This window comes from Streptomyces longwoodensis, from assembly GCF_001514125.1.
Taxonomy (GTDB): domain Bacteria; phylum Actinomycetota; class Actinomycetes; order Streptomycetales; family Streptomycetaceae; genus Streptomyces; species Streptomyces longwoodensis.
Genome location: NZ_KQ948551.1, coordinates 684741 through 700855, shown reverse-complemented (window position 1 = coordinate 700855; position 16115 = coordinate 684741). Strand labels below are relative to the sequence as shown.

Below are 16115 nucleotides of genomic sequence, written 5' to 3'. Positions count from 1 at the left end.
GTCAGCTCGCCAGGCCCACCACCAGCCAGATGAAGGCCGTACCGGCGACCGTGCACAGCAGGGTCGAACGGGCCGGGTGGGCGTGGTGGGCCTCGGGCAGGATCTCGGCGGCGGCGAGGTAGAGCAGCGCTCCGCCGAAGAGGCCGAGGTAGCCGCCGAGCAGTTGCTCCGGAATGGTGACGAACGCCGTCGAGGCGGCGCCGGCCACCGGGGCCACGGCGTCCGCGAACAGCATGGTCAGTGCCTTGCGGCGGTCGTTCCCGTACAGGCTCGTGATCGTGTACGTGTTGAAGCCGTCGGCGAAGTCGTGGGCCACGACCGCCAGCGCGACCGCGGTGCCCATGCCGCCGCCGACCTGGAAGGCCGCGCCGATCGCCACGCCGTCCATGGCGCTGTGGCCGACCATCGCGGCCGCGGCCGTCAGGCCCACCTCGGGGACGCGGTGGCCGTGCTCCCCCGCGCCGTGCGCGGCCGTGCGCCCGGCGAGCAGGTGCTCCATCAGGTGGGCCAGCAGGAAGCCGGCCACGAACAGCAGCAGCGCGGCCGGGACGCCGAACACCTCCGCGCCGGCCGCCTCCAGGGCCTCCGGCAGCAGGTCCAGGCCGACCACGCCGAGCATCAGCCCGCCGGCCAGGCCCAGCACCAGGTGGCGACGGTCGGTCACACGCTGTGCCGTCCAGCCGCCGGCCAGCGTCATCAGGAACGCGCCGAGCGCGACGAGGACCGCCATGGCCCCTTCGTATCCGATCAACCCCCGGCCGCGCACATCCGGCCACCCCGGGACGGCTGATCCGTCCCGCGACGCCCGTTACATCCCTGCTTGTTCCGCACGTTTCGAGAGGACCGAACCCATGGCCGATGCCCCCACCGGCAAGGTGACCTTCGTCGGTGCCGGCCCCGGCGCCGCCGACCTGCTGACGTTCCGCGCCGCGCGCGCCATCGCCGAGGCCGACGTGGTGATCTGGGCGGCCAGCCTGGTCCAGGCGGAGGTCCTCGAGCACGCGCGCGAGGGCGCGGAGGTGCTGGACTCGGCGACCATGTCCCTGGAGGACGTCGTCGCCGTGTACGAGCGGGCCCACCGCGAGGGCCTGCGCGTCGCCCGCATCCACTCCGGCGACCCGGCGCTGTGGGGCGGTACCCAGGAGCAGCTGGACCGCTGCCACGCGCTGGGCATCGCGACCGAGGTCGTCCCGGGGGTGTCGTCGTTCTCGGCGGTGGCGGCGCTCGCGCAGCGCGAGCTGACCATCCCGGAGGTCGCCCAGTCGGTGGTGCTGACCCGGCTCGGCGGCGGCAAGACGCCCATGCCGCCCGGTGAGGAGGTGCGGGAGTTCGCCCGGCACGGGACCACCATGGCGGTCTTCCTGTCGGCCGCTCGCAGCGGGCAGCTGGTGCGGGAGCTGCTGGAGGGCGGCTACCCCACGGACACCCCGGTCGTCGTCGCCCACCAGGCGACCTGGCCGGAGGAGCTGGTCGTGAAGTGCACGATCGGCACGCTGGAGGAGACGGTCAAGGAGCACAAGCTCTGGAAGCACACGCTGTTCCTGGTCGGGCCGGCGCTGGACGCGCACGGCACGCGCTCGCACCTCTACCACCCGGGGCACTTCCACGGCTTCCGCAAGGCGGACCCGCAGGCCCGCCGGGCGCTGCGCGAGCGGGGGGCGAGTACGTGATCACGGTCGTGGGCACGGGGACGGGCGGGCCGGCCGGCGCGGACGCCTCCCCCGACGTCCTGGCGGGCGCCGAGCTGGTCGTGGGCGGCCGGCGGCACCTGGACGCGGCCGCGGTGCCGGGGACGGCCGAGCGGGTCGTGCTCGGGCCGCTGGCCCCGGCGCTGGACGCGATCGAGGCGTCCGTCCACGCGGGGCGCCGGGTGGTCGTGCTGGCCTCCGGCGACCCGGGGTTCTTCGGGATCGTACGGGTGCTGGCCGAGCGGTTCGGCCCCGACCGGCTCACCGTGCGGCCCGGGGTGTCGTCCGTCGCGGCGGCGTTCGCGCGGCTCGGGCTGACCTGGGAGGACGCCGTCGTCGTCAGCGCGCACGGGCGGGACCTGCGCACCGCGGTGAACGTGTGCCGGGCGCAGCCGAAGGTGGCGGTGCTGACCGGCCCGGGCGCGGGCCCGGCGGAGATCGGTGCCGCGCTGCGGCCGTACGCACGCACGCTGGTCGTGGCGACCGCGCTGGGCTCCCCGCAGGAGCGGCTGGAGCGGGTGACGCCCGCCGAGGCCGCGGAGCGCGACTGGGGCATGGCGGTGAGCGTGGTCGTCAGCCTGGACGAGCGGCGCACGCCGGGCGGCGGCGCGCGGACGCTGGCGGGGCGGGGGCCGGGGCCCGCGGGCTGGGCCCTGGCGGAGGAGGCGTTCGCCCACCGGGACTCGATGATCACCAAGTTCGAGGTGCGGGCGCTGGCCCTGGCCCGGCTGGGGCCCCGCCCCGGCGACCTGGTGTGGGACGTCGGCTCGGGCTCCGGCTCGGTGGCCGTGGAGTGCGCGCGGCTGGGCGCCGCGGTCTCGGCGGTGGAGAAGGCCGCCGACGGGGCCGGGCGGATCCGCGCCAACGCGGCCGCGCACGGCGTCGACGTGCACGTGGTGCACGGCACCGCGCCGGAGGCGCTGGACGCGCTGGACGACCCCGACGCGGTGTTCGTCGGCGGGGGCGGGCGCGAGCTGGCGGACGTGGTGGCCGCGTGCGCGCGGCGGGCGCGCCGGACCGTGGTCGTGGCGCTGGCCGCGCTCGACCGGGTGCCGGCGGCCCGGGCGGCGCTCACCGGCGCCGGGTTCGCCTGCGACGGCGTGCTGCTGCAGTCGTCGCGGCTGGCGCCGCTGCCCGGGGACGTGACCCGGCTGGCCGCCACCAATCCCGTTTTCCTGCTGTGGGGGGTACGGCCCCCCGCGACGAACGAAGGAGTTGCTCAGTGATCGGCCTGATTTCCGCCACCGCGGCGGGGGCGGCGGCGCGCGACCGGCTGGCCGCGGCGTGGCCGGACCGCACGCGCGTGTACGAGGGTCCCGTGGCGGACGCCGTGCGGCGGGCGTTCGCGGAGTGCGAGCAGCTCGTGTGCTTCCTGGCCACGGGGGCGGTCGTCCGGCTCGTGGCGCCGCTGCTCGCCGGCAAGGCGGCCGACCCCGGGGTGGTGTGCGTCGACGAGGCCGGCCGGTTCGCCGTGTCGCTGCTCGGCGGCCACGGGGGCGGCGCGAACGCCCTCGCCGTCGAGGTCGGCGAGGTGCTGGGCGCCCGCCCGGTGGTGACCACGGCCACCGACGCCGTGGACCTGCCGGGCCTGGACACCCTGGGCCTGCCGGTCGAGGGCGACGTCGCGGGCGTGAGCCGGGCGCTGCTCGACGGCGAACCGGTCGCGCTCGACGCGGAGGTGACCTGGCCGCTGCCGCCGGTGCCGTTCGCGGACGGGCCCGCGGCGCACACGGTGCGGCTGACGGACCGTGCCGTCGAGGCGGGGCCGCGCGAGGTGCTGCTGCGTCCGCCGACCCTGGTCGTCGGCGTCGGCGCTTCCCGGGGCGTCCCGGCCGACGAGGTGCTGGGCCTGGTCGAGGAGGCGCTGCGGGACGCGGGCCTCTCGGCGCGCAGCGTGGCCGAACTGGCCACCGTGGACGCCAAGTCGGACGAGCCGGGCATCCTCGCGGCCGCCGCGAGGCTCGGGGTGCCGGTGGTGACGTACTCCGCCGGGGAGCTCGCGGCCGTCGACGTGCCGAACCCGTCGGCGGCGCCGCTCGCGGCCGTCGGCACGCCCTCGGTCGCGGAGGCCGCCGCCCTCGTGCGGGGCGGGCAACTCCTCGTGCCCAAGCGGAAGTCGGCCATGGCCACCTGCGCCGTCGTCCGGCGGCCGGGGCGCGGACGGCTCGCGGTGGTGGGCCTCGGGCCCGGCGCCCGGGACCTGCTCACCCCGCGCGCCCGGGACGAACTGCGGCGCGCCTCCGTGCTGGTGGGGCTCGACCAGTACGTCGACCAGATCCGCGACCTGCTGCGGCCCGGCACCCGGGTGCTGGAGTCGGGGCTCGGCGCGGAAGAGGAGCGGGCCCGCACCGCGGTCGCCGAGGCCCGCGCGGGCCACGCGGTGGCGCTGATCGGCAGCGGCGACGCGGGCGTGTACGCGATGGCCTCCCCGGCGCTCGCCGAGGCGTCCGACGACATCGACGTGGTCGGCGTGCCCGGCGTCACGGCGGCCCTGGCCGCCGCCGCGATCCTCGGGGCGCCGCTGGGCCACGACCACGTGTCGATCAGCCTGTCCGACCTGCACACGCCGTGGGAGGTCATCGAGCGGCGGGTGCGGGCCGCGGCCGAGGCGGACCTCGTGGTGACCTTCTACAACCCCCGCTCGCGCGGCCGGGACTGGCAGCTGCCCAAGGCGCTGGCGGTCCTCGCCGGGCACCGGACGCCGGACACGCCCGTCGGCGTGGTGCGCAACGCCTCCCGGCCCGACGGGTCCGCGCGGCTGACCACGCTGGGCGCCCTGGACCCGGCGACCGTCGACATGATGACCGTGGTGACCGTGGGCAACACCGCGACCCGGGACATCGCGGGCCGCATGGTGACCCCGCGCGGCTACCGCTGGCAGGAGGGGGCCGAGTGAACCGCGTCGTCCACCCCATCGAGGAGGAGTCCTACCGGCGGCTGCGCGCCCGGCTCGACACCTCGCACTTCCCGCCGCTGACCCGGGCGGTGGTGGAGCGGGTGATCCACTCCGCCGCCGACCTGGAGTACGCCGACGACCTCGTCATGGACGAGGCCGAACTGGTCGCGGCGCACGCCGCGCTGCACGCCGGGGCGCCGGTCGTCGTCGACGTCGAGATGGTCGGCGCCGGCATCACCCGCCGGGAGACCGTGTGCCGGCTGGGGGACGCCGTCGCCGGTCCCGGACTGACCCGGTCCGCGCACGGCGTCCGGCTCGCGTACGAGCAGGTCGGGCCCGGCGCCCTCTGGGTGATCGGCAACGCGCCGACCGCGCTGGAGGAACTGCTCACGCTGGACGCGCGGCCCGCGCTCGTGATCGGGCTGCCCGTCGGCTTCGTCGGCGCCGTCGAGTCCAAGGCCGCGCTGCGCGAGAGCGGGCTGCCCGCCGTGAGCAACGTGTCCGAGAAGGGCGGGTCGGCGGTGGCCTCGGCCGCGCTCAACGCCCTGCTGTACCACCCCACTTCCGTCGAGGAGACATCGTGACCACCCCGCCGCCCGCCCTGCTCATCGCCGGCCACGGCACGCGAGACGACGCCGGAGCCGAGGCGTTCCGCGACTTCGTCCGGGAGCTGGGGCGCCGCCACCCCGAACTGCCCGTCGCGGGCGGGTTCATCGAGCTGTCGCCGCCGCCGCTGGGCGACGCGGTCACCGACCTGGTCGAGCGGGGCGTACGGCGCTTCGCCGCCGTCCCGCTGATGCTGGTGTCCGCCGGGCACGCCAAGGGCGACATCCCGGCCGCGCTGGCCCGCGAGAAGGAGCGGCACCCGGGGATCTCGTACACCTACGGCCGTCCGCTGGGCCCGCACCCGTCGCTGCTGCGGGTCCTGGAGCGCCGCCTGGACGAGGTGCTGGACGGGGTGGACCGCGCCGAGGTGACCGTGCTGCTGGTCGGGCGCGGTTCGACCGACCCGGACGCCAACGCCGAGGTGTGCAAGGCGGCCCGGCTGCTGTGGGAGGGGCGCGGGTACGGCGCGGTGGAGACGGCGTTCGTGTCGCTGGCGGCGCCGGACGTGCCGAGCGGCCTGGAGCGGTGCGCGCGGCTGGGCGCGCGGCGGATCGTCGTGCTGCCGTACTTCCTGTTCACCGGCATCCTGCCGGACCGGGTGCGCCGGCAGACCGAGGAGTGGGCGGCCGCGCACCCGGACGTGGACGTGCGCTCGGCGGACGTCATCGGGCCGGAGCCGGAGCTGCTGGACCTGGTGATGGAGCGGTACGCGGAGGCCGTGAAGGGCGACCTGCGGATGAACTGCGACTCGTGCGTGTACCGGATCGCGCTGCCCGGGTTCGAGGACAAGGTGGGGATGCCGCAGCAGCCGCACTTCCACCCGGACGACGACGGCGACCACCACCACGGGCACGGGCACCACCACGGGCACGGTCACGCCCATGCCCACTGAGCACGACCTGCGCCACCACGGGGACGCGGAGGTCCGCGACGACGGGGCGGCGCTGGTCGACCTCGCCGTGAACGTGCGGGCCGGCACCCCGCCGCCCTGGCTGCGCGAGGTGGTCGCCGGTTCGCTGGCCTCCCTGGCCGCCTACCCCGACGGGCGGGCGGCGCGGGCGGCGGTGGCCGCGCGGCACGGGCTGCCGGCCGAGCGGGTGCTGCTGACGGCGGGCGCGGCCGAGGCGTTCGTGCTGCTGGCCCGGGCGCTGCCGGTCCGGCGGCCGGTCGTGGTGCACCCCCAGTTCACGGAGCCGGAGGCGGCGCTGCGGGACGCGGGGCACGAGGTGGGCCGGGTGCTGCTGCGGGCGGAGGACGGCTTCCGGCTCGATGCGGGGGCCGTGCCCGAGGACGCCGACCTGGTGGTGATCGGGAACCCCACGAACCCGACGTCGGTGCTGCACCCGGCGGACGTGATCGCCGGGCTGGCCCGGCCCGGGCGGACGCTGGTCGTGGACGAGGCGTTCATGGACGCGGTGCCCGGCGAGCGGGAGGCGCTGGCCGGACGGACCGACGTACCCGGCCTGGTGGTGCTGCGCAGCCTCACCAAGACGTGGGGGCTGGCGGGCCTGCGGATCGGGTACGTCCTGGCCGGGCCCGGGACGATCGCGGCGCTGGAGCGGGCGCAGCCGCTGTGGCCGGTGTCGACCCCGGCGCTGGCGGCGGCCGAGGCGTGCGTGTCCGCGCGGGCCCTCGCGGAGGCGGACCGTGCGGCACACCGGGTGGCGACCGACCGGGCCCATCTGGTGGCCGGGCTCGAGGAGTTCGCCGCGGACGGCGTACGGGTCGCGGGCCCGGCCGAGGGGCCGTTCGTGCTGCTCGGCGTCCCGGGTGCCACGGCGGTACGACGGCGGCTGCGCGACCTGGGCTTCGCGGTGCGGCGCGGAGACACGTTCCCGGGGCTGGGCGAGGACTGGCTGCGGGTGGCGGTGCGGGACCGGGGGACGGTGAACGCGTTCCTCCAGGCCCTGGACAAGGCCCTGACGTCCCGCACCTGACCCCGCCCCTGTCCCCGCCGCTCCCCCGGCGTCAGTTCCTGCGCCGCGCCAGGGCCACCGCTCCCGCCCCCGTCGCCAGCAGGACCGTCGCGCCCGCGGCCAGCCACGGGGTCACGGAGGTACCGCCCGTCTCCGCCAGGTCGGCCGTCTGCGGGGCGCCCTGGGGCTTCACCTCGGGCTTCGGGGCGGGGTGGGACGCGGGGCGGGGCGGCGGGGCCTCGCACGCCGCCTCGGCCAGGGTGAGGGTGCCCTCGACCTCGGCCACGTTCAGGTGCAACGGGTTGACCGTGACCCGCAGTCGGAGTGCGGTCGCCGCCGCGGTCCGGGACGTCGTCGCACGGTGGGCGAAGTCGAGGCGGACCTCGCCCACGCCGGGCACCTTCACGTCGGTGGTGCCGCCGGTGGTCACGGAGACGCGCTTGCCGAGGACGGTCACGGAGGCCGGGAGCGTCGCGGAGGCCACCGGGGCCGCGCCCCGCGCGCAGGTGGCCTTCGCGGTCACCGCGTCCACCTCGACCACCGACAGCAGCGGCAGGCCGGGGACGTGGAGGCGGGCCCGGGCCAGCCGGGTCGACGCCTCGGCCCGGTCCGCGGTCACCGTCGCCTCCGCCCGGGCGACCTCCGCCTTCAGCACGTTGAAGGGGCGGCCCCCGTCGACGCCGTCCAGCGTCGCCGTGAGCGAGGTCTTCTCCGCGCTGCGCGGGGCCCGCACCTCGTCGAGGGAGAGCGCCAGCGGGACCTGGACGGTCTTGTTGAGCAGGGACACGTCCAGGCCGGTGCGCAGGACGGCGGCGCGCGCGCTGCCCCGGTCGCCGGTGGCGTGGGCGGGCGCCGCGCCGGCCAGGACCGCGGGACCCGCGGCGAGGGCGGTGGCCGCCGCGGCGGCGGCGAGACGGTGTGCGGGCATGCGGAAGGTGGTGCCGTTCACGGTGTGGGACCCCCAGAGGAGACAGTCTCGGGACCAGCACAGAATTACGCACTCCGGGTGAACGGGCGGCGATCCGGACGGACTTCACCCCATCGTGGGGTTTCCGCGCGCAGTTTCGAATCCTGCGGCACGGGTGTTCCCTTCCGTCGCGCGCGTCCCTCCGGACGGGCGGGCCGGCCGCTCGACGCCCGGCGCGCGGGACGGAGTGCACAACGCCCGCCGGCCCGCGGGGTCACGGTCCGTCAACCCGTCGGCTGTCAGCCGACCACCGTGCCGTTCAGCACGATGCGGCGCGGTGCCGCGAGCACCCGGACGTCCTCGCGCGGGTCCGTGTCGTAGACCACCAGGTCGGCGGGGGCGCCCTCGTCGAGCCCGGGGCGGCCGAGCCAGGCGCGGGCCGACCAGGTGGCCGCCGCGAGGGCGTGCAGGGGCGGCAGGCCCGCCGTGACGAGTTCCCCGACCTCGGCGGCCACCAGGCCGTGCGGGAGGGAGCCGCCGGCGTCGGTGCCGACGAACACCGGGACGCCGGCGTCGTACGCGGCGCGCACGGTGTCGTAGCGGCGTGCGTGCAGCCGGCGCATGTGGGCCGACCAGGCCGGGTACCTCTGCTCGCCGCCCGCGGCGAGGTCGGGGAACGTGGCGATGTTGACGAGCGTCGGGACGATGGCGACACCGCGCTCGGCGAACAGCGGGACCAGGTCCTCGGTGAGGCCGGTCGCGTGCTCGACGCAGTCGATGCCCGACTCGACCAGGTCGCGCAGCGAGTCCTCGGCGAAGCAGTGCGCGGTGACCCGCGCGCCCAGCCGGTGCGCCTCGGCGATGGCCGCCTCCGCCGCCTCGCGCGGCCAGCAGGCGGCCAGGTCGCCGAGGTCGCGGTCGATCCAGTCGCCGACCAGCTTGACCCAGCCGTCGCCGCGCCGGGCCTCACGGGCGACGTACGCGACGAGGTCGGCGGGTTCCACCTCGTGGGCGTAGCCGCGGATGTAGCGGCGGGTGCGGGCGATGTGCCGGCCCGCCCGGATGATCTTCGGGAGGTCCTCGCGGTCGTCCACCCAGCGGGTGTCCGAGGGCGAGCCCGCGTCGCGGATCAGCAGGGTGCCCGCCTCGCGGTCGGTCAGGGCCTGCTTCTCGGCCACGTCGGCGTCGACCGGGCCGTGGGCGCCGAGGCCCACGTGGCAGTGGGCGTCGACGAGTCCGGGCAGGGCCCAGCCCTCGACGGTGGTGACGTCCCGGGCGCCGGCCGGGCGGTCGTAGGAGACCCGGCCGCCGACCACCCACAGCTCGTCCCGGACGTCCTCGGGCCCGGCCAGGACCCTGCCCCTCACGTGCAGCACCGCGCGATCGCTCATGCACCGCACCTTAGCCAGCGGGCCGGTGCCCGGTCACCGCCCCCGGGAAGGGCGGCACGGCGGTCGGGTCAGCCGTCCTTGCCGACCTGGTCGGAGGTGCCCTCCTCGACGTCGGCCATCGCCGGGTCGAGGAGGCGGGACAGGAAGTGGCGGGTGCGCTCGTGGCGGGGGTGGGCGATGACCTGCCCGGGGGCGCCGTCCTCGACGACCACCCCGCCGTCCATGAAGACGACCCGGTCGGCGACCTCGCGGGCGAAGGTCATCTCGTGGGTGACGACCATCATCGTCATGCCCTCCTGCGCGAGCATGCGCATCACCGCGAGGACGTCCCCGACCAGTTCCGGGTCGAGGGCCGAGGTGGGCTCGTCGAAGAGCATCACCTCGGGGCCCATGGCGAGCGCGCGGGCGATGGCGACGCGCTGCTGCTGGCCGCCGGACAGGGAGGACGGGTAGGCGTCCGCCTTCTCCGCGAGGCCGACCCGCTGGAGGTTCTCGGCGGCGACCCGCGCGGCCTCGGCCTTGCCCCGCCGCAGCACCCGGCGCTGCGGCAGGGTGAGGTTCTCGGTCACCGTGAGGTGCGGGAACAGGTTGAACTGCTGGAAGACCATGCCGATGCGGCGGCGTACGGCGTCGATGTCGACGTCCGGGTCGGTGACCTCGGTTCCGCCGACGACGACCTGCCCCTGGCTGGGCTCCTCCAGCAGGTTGACGCAGCGCAGCAGGGTCGACTTGCCGGAGCCGGAGGGGCCGATGACGCAGACGACCTCGCCCTGGCCGATCTCCAGGTCGATGCCGCGCAGCACGTGGTTGTCGCCGAAGGACTTGTGCAGGCCCTTGATCTCGATCTCGGGTCGGCTCACTTGACGGCCTCCTGGGCCTTGGCCTCCATGCGGCGCACGACGAAGCCGAGCGGGATGGTGATCAGCAGGTAGCACAGGCCGGCCACCAGGATCGGCGTGGAGTTGGCGGTGGTGCTGGCCAGGTCGCGGCCGTACTTGGACAGTTCGCGCTCCTCCAGGGTGACGCCGAGGAAGAGGACCAGCGAGGAGTCCTTGAACAGCAGCACCAGTTCGTTGGTCAGCGGCGGGAGGATGATGCGGAACGCCTGCGGGATGATGATCGAGACCATCGCCCGGGCCGGGGAGAAGCCCAGCGAACGGGCCGCCTCCATCTGCCCCTTGGGCACCGCCTGGATGCCGGCACGGATCGTCTCGGCCATGTAGGCGGCGGCGACCAGGCCGAGCGCGAGCGCGACCTTGCCGTAGGTGCCGCCGACGATCTCCGTGCCGGGGAAGGCGAGCGGGACCGCGACGCCGATGAAGATGAAGATCAGCAGGGCGGGCAGGCCGCGGAAGATCTCGATGTAGATCCCGGCCAGCCAGCGGTAGGGGCCCACCGACGACAGCCGCATCAGCGCGACGATCATGCCGAGCGCGAGTCCGACGACGAAGCCGGACACCGTGTACAGCACGGTGTTCTTCAGCGCGAGCGTGATGACGTCGGGGAACATCTGCCGGGCGATGTCCCACTGCGCGAACTGGTTCTTCAGCCGTCCCCAGTCCGCCGTGACCGCGAGGGCGACCACGGCGGCGACGAAGACGACGTACTGCGCGCCGCGCGACAGACGGCGCTTCTGACGCCGGGTCAGCCCCTTGGCGCGGGGCTGGAGTTCGGTGTCGGTGGCGGTCATGAGGCCGACGGGGAGGCCGCGGACGCGTCGTACGGGCCGATCCACTTCTCGTACAGCTTCTTGTACGTGCCGTCCGCCTTGGCGTCGGCGATGGCCTTGTTGATGGCGGTGCGCAGCTTGGTGTTGCCCTTCTTCACCGTGAAGCCGTACTCCTCACCGGTGTTGAGGTTGTCGACCACCTTGAACGCGGAGGCGTTGGCCTTGTCCTTCAGCCAGCCCTGCACCACCGGGTAGTCGATGATGACGGCCTTGACCTGGCCGGTGCGCAGGCCGTTGAGGACGGCGTCGGAGGACTCGAAGGAGACCGGGTCGAAGCCCTGCTTCTTCGCGTAGTCCTCACCGGTGGTCTGCGCCTGGGCGCCGAGCTTGACGCCCTTGGCCTTGACGTCGGCGAGGGAGTTGACGCCGCTCTTCTTGTCGACCAGGACGGCCTGGGTGGCGTCGAAGTAGGGGTCGGAGAAGTCGACGTTCTTCTTGCGCTCCTCGGTGATGGTCATGCCGGCGGCGGCCAGGTCGCACTCACCGGAGTTGAGGAACGCGCCGGTCTTGAAGTTCTCGAACGGCGTGTCGAGGATGCTCTGCTGCACGCCGAGGTCCTTGGCGACCAGGTCGATGAGGGAGACGTCGAAGCCCTGCACCTTGCCGTCGATCTCCGACTGGAAGGGCGGGTAGGGCAGGTGGGTGCAGGTGGTGAGCCGGCCGGCCTTGACGAGCTCGACCCCGCCGGCGGCGGTCTTGGAGCCGCTGCCGCCGTCGTCGCTCGACGTGCAGCCGGCCACGAGGACCAGTCCGGCCGTCGCGGTGGTGGCGGCCAGGATGCGGGCGCGGCGCCCGAGGAGCGTGTTCATGGGGGAATCTCCCTGGGTGGGAACTGTGCGTTCCGATTATAAGGAGGCGTTTGGGGGCCTCAAACCAAACCGATGGTACGGGGGCCGTCCGGCCTAAGAAGTCGCCGGTCGCCCCGCGCGGGGACCAGGGACCGGGTGCGGCGGACCAAGGATTAGGCTCGGGCGGGTCGACCCTGCGAGCGAAAGAGCACTGCCGTGACCCATCCCTTCCTGGACCTCGCCCCGCTGAGCGCCGCCCGCTTCGCCTCCATCGAGGACCGGGTGGCGAAGCTGCTCGACACCCGCCAGGACGTCGTGGTCACGCAGGGCGAGGCGCTGCTGCCGCTGGAGGGCGCGATCCGCGCGACCGCCGGTCCCGGCACGACCGCGCTGAACGTGATCACCGGTCCCTACGGGCAGACGTTCGGCGACTGGCTGCGGGACTGCGGCGCCACGGTGATCGACCTCGCGGTGCCGTTCCACACGGCGGTCAAGGCCGCGCAGGTCCGGAAGGCGTTCGCCGAGCACCCGGAGATCGACTTCGTGTCGCTGGTGCACGCCGAGGCGGCGACCGGCAACACCAACCCGGTCGCGGAGATCGGCGAGGCGGTGCGTGCTCAGGGCGCGCTGTTCTACCTGGACGCGGTGGCCTCCGTCGGGGCCGAGCCGGTGCTGCCGGACGCGTGGGGCGTGGACCTGTGTGTCATCGGGGCGCAGAAGGCGATGGGCGGCCCGGCAGGAGTGTCCGCGGTGTCGGTGAGCGAGCGGGCGTGGGCCCGCATGGCGGCGAACCCGAGGGCGCCGCGCCGCTCCTACCTGTCGCTGCTCGACTGGAAGGAGCGCTGGATCGACGGCGGCCGCAAGGCGCTGCTGCACGCACCCGCGCAGCTGGAGATGCTGGCGCTGGAGGCGTGCCTGGAGCGGATCGAGGCGGAGGGCCTGGACGCGGTGACGGCCCGGCACTCCTCGGCCGCGGCGGCGACCCGGGCGGGCGTGGCCGCGCTCGGCGGCGGCCTGGAGCCCTACGTCCACGAGGCCGGTGAGGCGGCCCCGGTCGCCACGACGCTGCGCACGCCGGACGGGGTGGTGGCCGCCGAGCTGGTGGCGCGGGCCCTGGCGGCGGACCCGGCCGTTCCGCTGGCCGCGGGCGGCGGCGCCCTGGCCCGGGAGATGATCCGGGTCAACCACTACGGCCCCGACGCGACGCCGGGCGCGGTACGGGCGTGCCTGGCAGCCCTCGGCACGGCGCTGGCGGAGTCCGGCGCGCAGGACGTGGACCTGACCGGCGCCCTGCGGGCGGCGTCGGAGGAGTGGCGGTAGGACGCGCGGGGGCATAGGGGAGGAGCGGCGCGGGCGGCCGGTGGAGCCATCCGGCACACCGGGCGCCCCTCCCCCGCCCCCGTTGTCACACCCCCGTGCCATGCTCCGCGCATGACCACTGACACGTCCGGCGACCCGTCCCGCGACACCTCCGGCGCCCTGCCCGACGGCCGTCCCGTCCCGCCGCTGACCGGCGACGAGCGGTCCCAGCTCCTCGGCTGGCTCGACTTCCACCGCGCCACGCTGGAGGCGAAGTGCGCGGGGCTGGACGACGAGCAGCTGCGGCGCGCGTCGGCCGAGCCGTCGACGCTGACGCTGCTGGGACTGGTGCAGCACCTGGCCGAGGTGGAGCGGACCTGGTTCCAGCGCGTGTTCGCCGGTCTGGACGTGCCGCCGGTCTTCGAGGAGGGGACGGGGTACGCGCTCACTCCGGAGCGGGGTCTCGACGAGGTGCTCACCGCCTGGCGCGGGGAGGTCGCCCGCGGCCGGGAGCTGATCGCCGGGCGGTCCCTGGAGGACACGGGGCGGCTCGTGGATCCGCCGATGGCCGGTCTCGAGGTCGGTCTGCGCTGGGTGCTCCTGCACCTGGTCGAGGAGTACGCGCGGCACAACGGGCACGCCGATATTCTTCGCGAACGCATCGACGGAGTGACCGGGGTCTGAGTCCACGCTATTCCAGCGCATTCACCGGGGAATTCCACGAGGTGGTTTCCCGCTTTCTCCTGCCCGGTTTCCCGTGGGTCAAACGCGAAGATTTCGCGAACACCGTCCGCAGGATTCCGGGCGGGTTCCGTGATGGTTCCGATCTTGTGACGGGTTCCACATGGCGTCCGTTTTGCGCCGTAATACACCGACATAGCCGGGCAGGATACCGGCGGTCCGCGCGCTCGCACCCACCCGCGCGATAACACATAGGCCCGCCCCGCCCAACCCTCTCCGGCCATGCATTTTTGCATTTCGCTCGGTAAATTCGTTCCGCATGACCGCCGCACATGCAGACCTGCTCACCGACCGTCTCGCGGACCGGCCCTCGCTCGCGGACGGGGCCGCGCTCTGGCGAATCGCAAAGGACTCCCGGACCCTCGACCTGAACTCGTCGTACAGCTACCTGCTGTGGTGCCGTGACTTCGCCGGCACCTCCGCCGTGGCGCGCGGCGAGGACGGGACGCCCGTCGGCTTCGTCACGGGCTACGTCCGGCCGGACGCCCCGCGCACCCTGCTGGTCTGGCAGGTGGCGGTCGACGCCGCGCAGCGCGGGCGCGGGCTCGCGGCGGCGATGCTCGACGGCCTGGTGCGCCGGCTCGCCGCCGAGCAGGGGGTGGACACCGTCGAGACCACCATCACCCCCGACAACACCGCCTCCGAGCGGCTGTTCACGTCGTTCGCGGCCCGCCACGGCGCGCAGGTCACGCGGGAGGTCCTGTTCGGTACGCCGCTGTTCCCGGACGGTCCGCACGACCCGGAAGTCCTGTACCGCATCGGGCCGTTGCCCCCGCCCCAGCACTGATCCAGGCGCGCGCGGGCACCTGTCCCGCCCGCGTCCCCGGCACGAGCACCAGCCCACCCCGACCGAGGAGTTCCTTCACCGTGACCATCACCCAGCCCGACCTGAGCGTCTTCGAGACCCTGGAGTCCGAGGTGCGCAGCTACTGCCGCGGCTGGCCCGCCGTCTTCGACCGCGCGCAGGGCAGCCGGATGTACGACGAGGACGGCCACGCGTACCTGGACTTCTTCGCCGGGGCCGGCTCACTGAACTACGGCCACAACAACCCGGTCCTCAAACGGGCGTTGATCGACTACCTGAGCCGGGACGGCGTCACCCACGGGCTCGACATGTCGACCGTCGCCAAGCGGACGTTCCTGCAGACCTTCCAGGACCTGGTGCTGCGGCCGCGTGACCTGCCGTACAAGGTCATGTTCCCGGGCCCGACCGGCACCAACGCCGTGGAGTCCGCGCTGAAGCTGGCGCGGAAGGTGAAGGGGCGCGAGGCGATCGTGTCGTTCACCAACGCCTTCCACGGGATGTCGCTGGGGTCGCTCGCCGTGACCGGCAACGCCTTCAAGCGGGCCGGGGCCGGTGTCCCGCTGGTGCACGGCACGCCGATGCCGTTCGACAACTACTTCGACGGCCGGGTCCCGGACTTCCTGTGGTTCGAGCGGCTGCTGGAGGACCAGGGCTCCGGGCTGAACAAGCCGGCCGCGGTGATCGTGGAGACCGTGCAGGGCGAGGGCGGCATCAACGTGGCCCGGCCCGAGTGGCTGCGCGCGCTCAAGGAGCTGTGCGAGCGGCAGGACATGCTGCTGATCGTCGACGACATCCAGATGGGCTGCGGCCGTACCGGCGCCTTCTTCTCCTTCGAGGAGGCGGGCGTCACCCCGGACGTCGTCACCGTGTCCAAGTCGATCAGCGGCTACGGGCTGCCCATGTCGCTGTGCCTGTTCCGGCCCGAGCTGGACGTGTGGGAGCCGGGCGAGCACAACGGCACCTTCCGCGGCAACAACCCCGCGTTCGTCACCGCCGCGGCCGCGCTGGAGACGTACTGGACCGACGGCGCGGCGATGGAGAAGCAGACCCGTGCGCGCGGCGAGCAGGTCGAGCAGGGGCTCATCGCGATCTGCGAGGAGAACCTGGCCGACGTGAAGGAGTACCGCGGGCGCGGCCTGGTGTGGGGCCTGGAGTTCCACGACCCGGGCCGCGCCGAGCGGGTGGCCCGGCGCGCCTTCGAACTGGGCCTGCTGATCGAGACGTCGGGCCCGCGCAGCGAGGTCGTCAAGCTGCTGCCCGCGCTCACCATCGGCCCGGACGAGCTGGACGAGGGCATGAGCGTCCTCGCCCGCGCCGTCCGGGAGACCGTCTGACCCGCCCCCCCACAG

The 16115-nt window shown here is 74.6% G+C and carries 16 protein-coding genes; 10 read left to right on the top strand and 6 right to left on the bottom strand.

The window, feature by feature from the left end; translation table 11 throughout:
* Position 1 precedes the first annotated feature (1 nt).
* Positions 2 to 730 carry a ZIP family metal transporter gene (locus AQJ30_RS12160; protein WP_067232408.1) on the bottom strand — a complete coding sequence of 243 codons (729 nt, stop codon included), beginning with the start codon at positions 728 to 730 and terminating at the stop codon, positions 2 to 4.
* A gap of 121 nt (positions 731 to 851) precedes the next feature.
* Here AQJ30_RS12160 and cobM point away from each other — a divergent pair, with 121 nt between their 5' ends.
* Genes cobM through cobC form a run of 6 tightly spaced genes read left to right on the top strand, consistent with a single transcriptional unit; the run spans position 852 to position 7127 of the window.
* Positions 852 to 1670, top strand: a complete 819-nt coding sequence (gene cobM, locus AQJ30_RS12155; protein WP_067232406.1) for a precorrin-4 C(11)-methyltransferase — start codon at positions 852 to 854, stop codon at positions 1668 to 1670.
* Positions 1667 to 2914: a bifunctional cobalt-precorrin-7 (C(5))-methyltransferase/cobalt-precorrin-6B (C(15))-methyltransferase gene (locus tag AQJ30_RS12150; RefSeq protein WP_067232403.1), complete on the top strand. Its 1248-nt coding sequence runs from the start codon at positions 1667 to 1669 to the stop codon at positions 2912 to 2914. Before cobM ends, AQJ30_RS12150 begins: the two co-directional genes overlap by 4 nt.
* Complete coding sequence (cobJ, locus tag AQJ30_RS12145; RefSeq protein ID WP_067232401.1) at positions 2911 to 4584, top strand: precorrin-3B C(17)-methyltransferase; 1674 nt, start codon at positions 2911 to 2913, stop codon at positions 4582 to 4584. The genes AQJ30_RS12150 and cobJ overlap by 4 nt, the downstream gene beginning before the upstream one ends.
* Positions 4581 to 5168, top strand: a complete 588-nt coding sequence (locus AQJ30_RS12140) for a precorrin-8X methylmutase (protein WP_067232399.1) — start codon at positions 4581 to 4583, stop codon at positions 5166 to 5168. The genes cobJ and AQJ30_RS12140 overlap by 4 nt, the downstream gene beginning before the upstream one ends.
* Positions 5165 to 6082 carry a sirohydrochlorin chelatase gene (locus AQJ30_RS12135; protein WP_067232396.1) on the top strand — a complete coding sequence of 306 codons (918 nt, stop codon included), beginning with the start codon at positions 5165 to 5167 and terminating at the stop codon, positions 6080 to 6082. Before AQJ30_RS12140 ends, AQJ30_RS12135 begins: the two co-directional genes overlap by 4 nt.
* Positions 6072 to 7127, top strand: coding sequence for an Rv2231c family histidinol phosphate aminotransferase CobC (gene cobC / locus AQJ30_RS12130; RefSeq protein ID WP_067232394.1), 1056 nt, complete (start codon positions 6072 to 6074; stop codon positions 7125 to 7127). The genes AQJ30_RS12135 and cobC overlap by 11 nt, the downstream gene beginning before the upstream one ends.
* A 31-nt stretch (positions 7128 to 7158) precedes the next feature.
* On the opposite strand, the gene AQJ30_RS12125 is transcribed toward cobC, so the two are convergent.
* The 5 genes from AQJ30_RS12125 to AQJ30_RS12105 form a co-directional block, all read right to left on the bottom strand.
* The gene (locus AQJ30_RS12125) at positions 7159 to 8055 is read right to left on the bottom strand and encodes an SCO1860 family LAETG-anchored protein (protein ID WP_067232392.1); all 897 of its coding nucleotides are present in this window, start codon (positions 8053 to 8055) and stop codon (positions 7159 to 7161) included.
* Between the two features lie 257 nt (positions 8056 to 8312).
* Positions 8313 to 9404, bottom strand: coding sequence for an amidohydrolase family protein (locus AQJ30_RS12120; RefSeq protein WP_067232389.1), 1092 nt, complete (start codon positions 9402 to 9404; stop codon positions 8313 to 8315).
* A 68-nt stretch (positions 9405 to 9472) separates the two neighbouring features.
* On the bottom strand, positions 9473 to 10264 hold the full coding sequence (locus AQJ30_RS12115) for an amino acid ABC transporter ATP-binding protein (RefSeq protein ID WP_067232386.1): 792 nt from the start codon (positions 10262 to 10264) through the stop codon (positions 9473 to 9475).
* Positions 10261 to 11094 carry an amino acid ABC transporter permease gene (locus AQJ30_RS12110; RefSeq protein ID WP_067232384.1) on the bottom strand — a complete coding sequence of 278 codons (834 nt, stop codon included), beginning with the start codon at positions 11092 to 11094 and terminating at the stop codon, positions 10261 to 10263. The genes AQJ30_RS12115 and AQJ30_RS12110 overlap by 4 nt, the downstream gene beginning before the upstream one ends.
* The gene (locus AQJ30_RS12105) at positions 11091 to 11942 is read right to left on the bottom strand and encodes an ABC transporter substrate-binding protein (protein ID WP_067232381.1); all 852 of its coding nucleotides are present in this window, start codon (positions 11940 to 11942) and stop codon (positions 11091 to 11093) included. Before AQJ30_RS12105 ends, AQJ30_RS12110 begins: the two co-directional genes overlap by 4 nt.
* Positions 11943 to 12137: 195 nt before the next feature.
* On the opposite strand from AQJ30_RS12105, the gene AQJ30_RS12100 reads away from it, so the two are divergent.
* The 4 genes from AQJ30_RS12100 to ectB all read left to right on the top strand — a co-directional run bounded on the left by AQJ30_RS12100 (position 12138) and on the right by ectB (position 16100).
* Positions 12138 to 13241: a pyridoxal-phosphate-dependent aminotransferase family protein gene (locus AQJ30_RS12100; protein ID WP_067232380.1), complete on the top strand. Its 1104-nt coding sequence runs from the start codon at positions 12138 to 12140 to the stop codon at positions 13239 to 13241.
* Positions 13242 to 13352: 111 nt separating this feature from the next.
* Positions 13353 to 13904, top strand: a complete 552-nt coding sequence (locus AQJ30_RS12095; protein ID WP_067232378.1) for a DinB family protein — start codon at positions 13353 to 13355, stop codon at positions 13902 to 13904.
* A gap of 316 nt (positions 13905 to 14220) precedes the next feature.
* On the top strand, positions 14221 to 14748 hold the full coding sequence (gene ectA, locus AQJ30_RS12090; RefSeq protein WP_067232376.1) for a diaminobutyrate acetyltransferase: 528 nt from the start codon (positions 14221 to 14223) through the stop codon (positions 14746 to 14748).
* Positions 14749 to 14828: 80 nt separating this feature from the next.
* Complete coding sequence (ectB, locus tag AQJ30_RS12085) at positions 14829 to 16100, top strand: diaminobutyrate--2-oxoglutarate transaminase (protein ID WP_067232374.1); 1272 nt, start codon at positions 14829 to 14831, stop codon at positions 16098 to 16100.
* Positions 16101 to 16115: the final 15 nt, after the last annotated feature.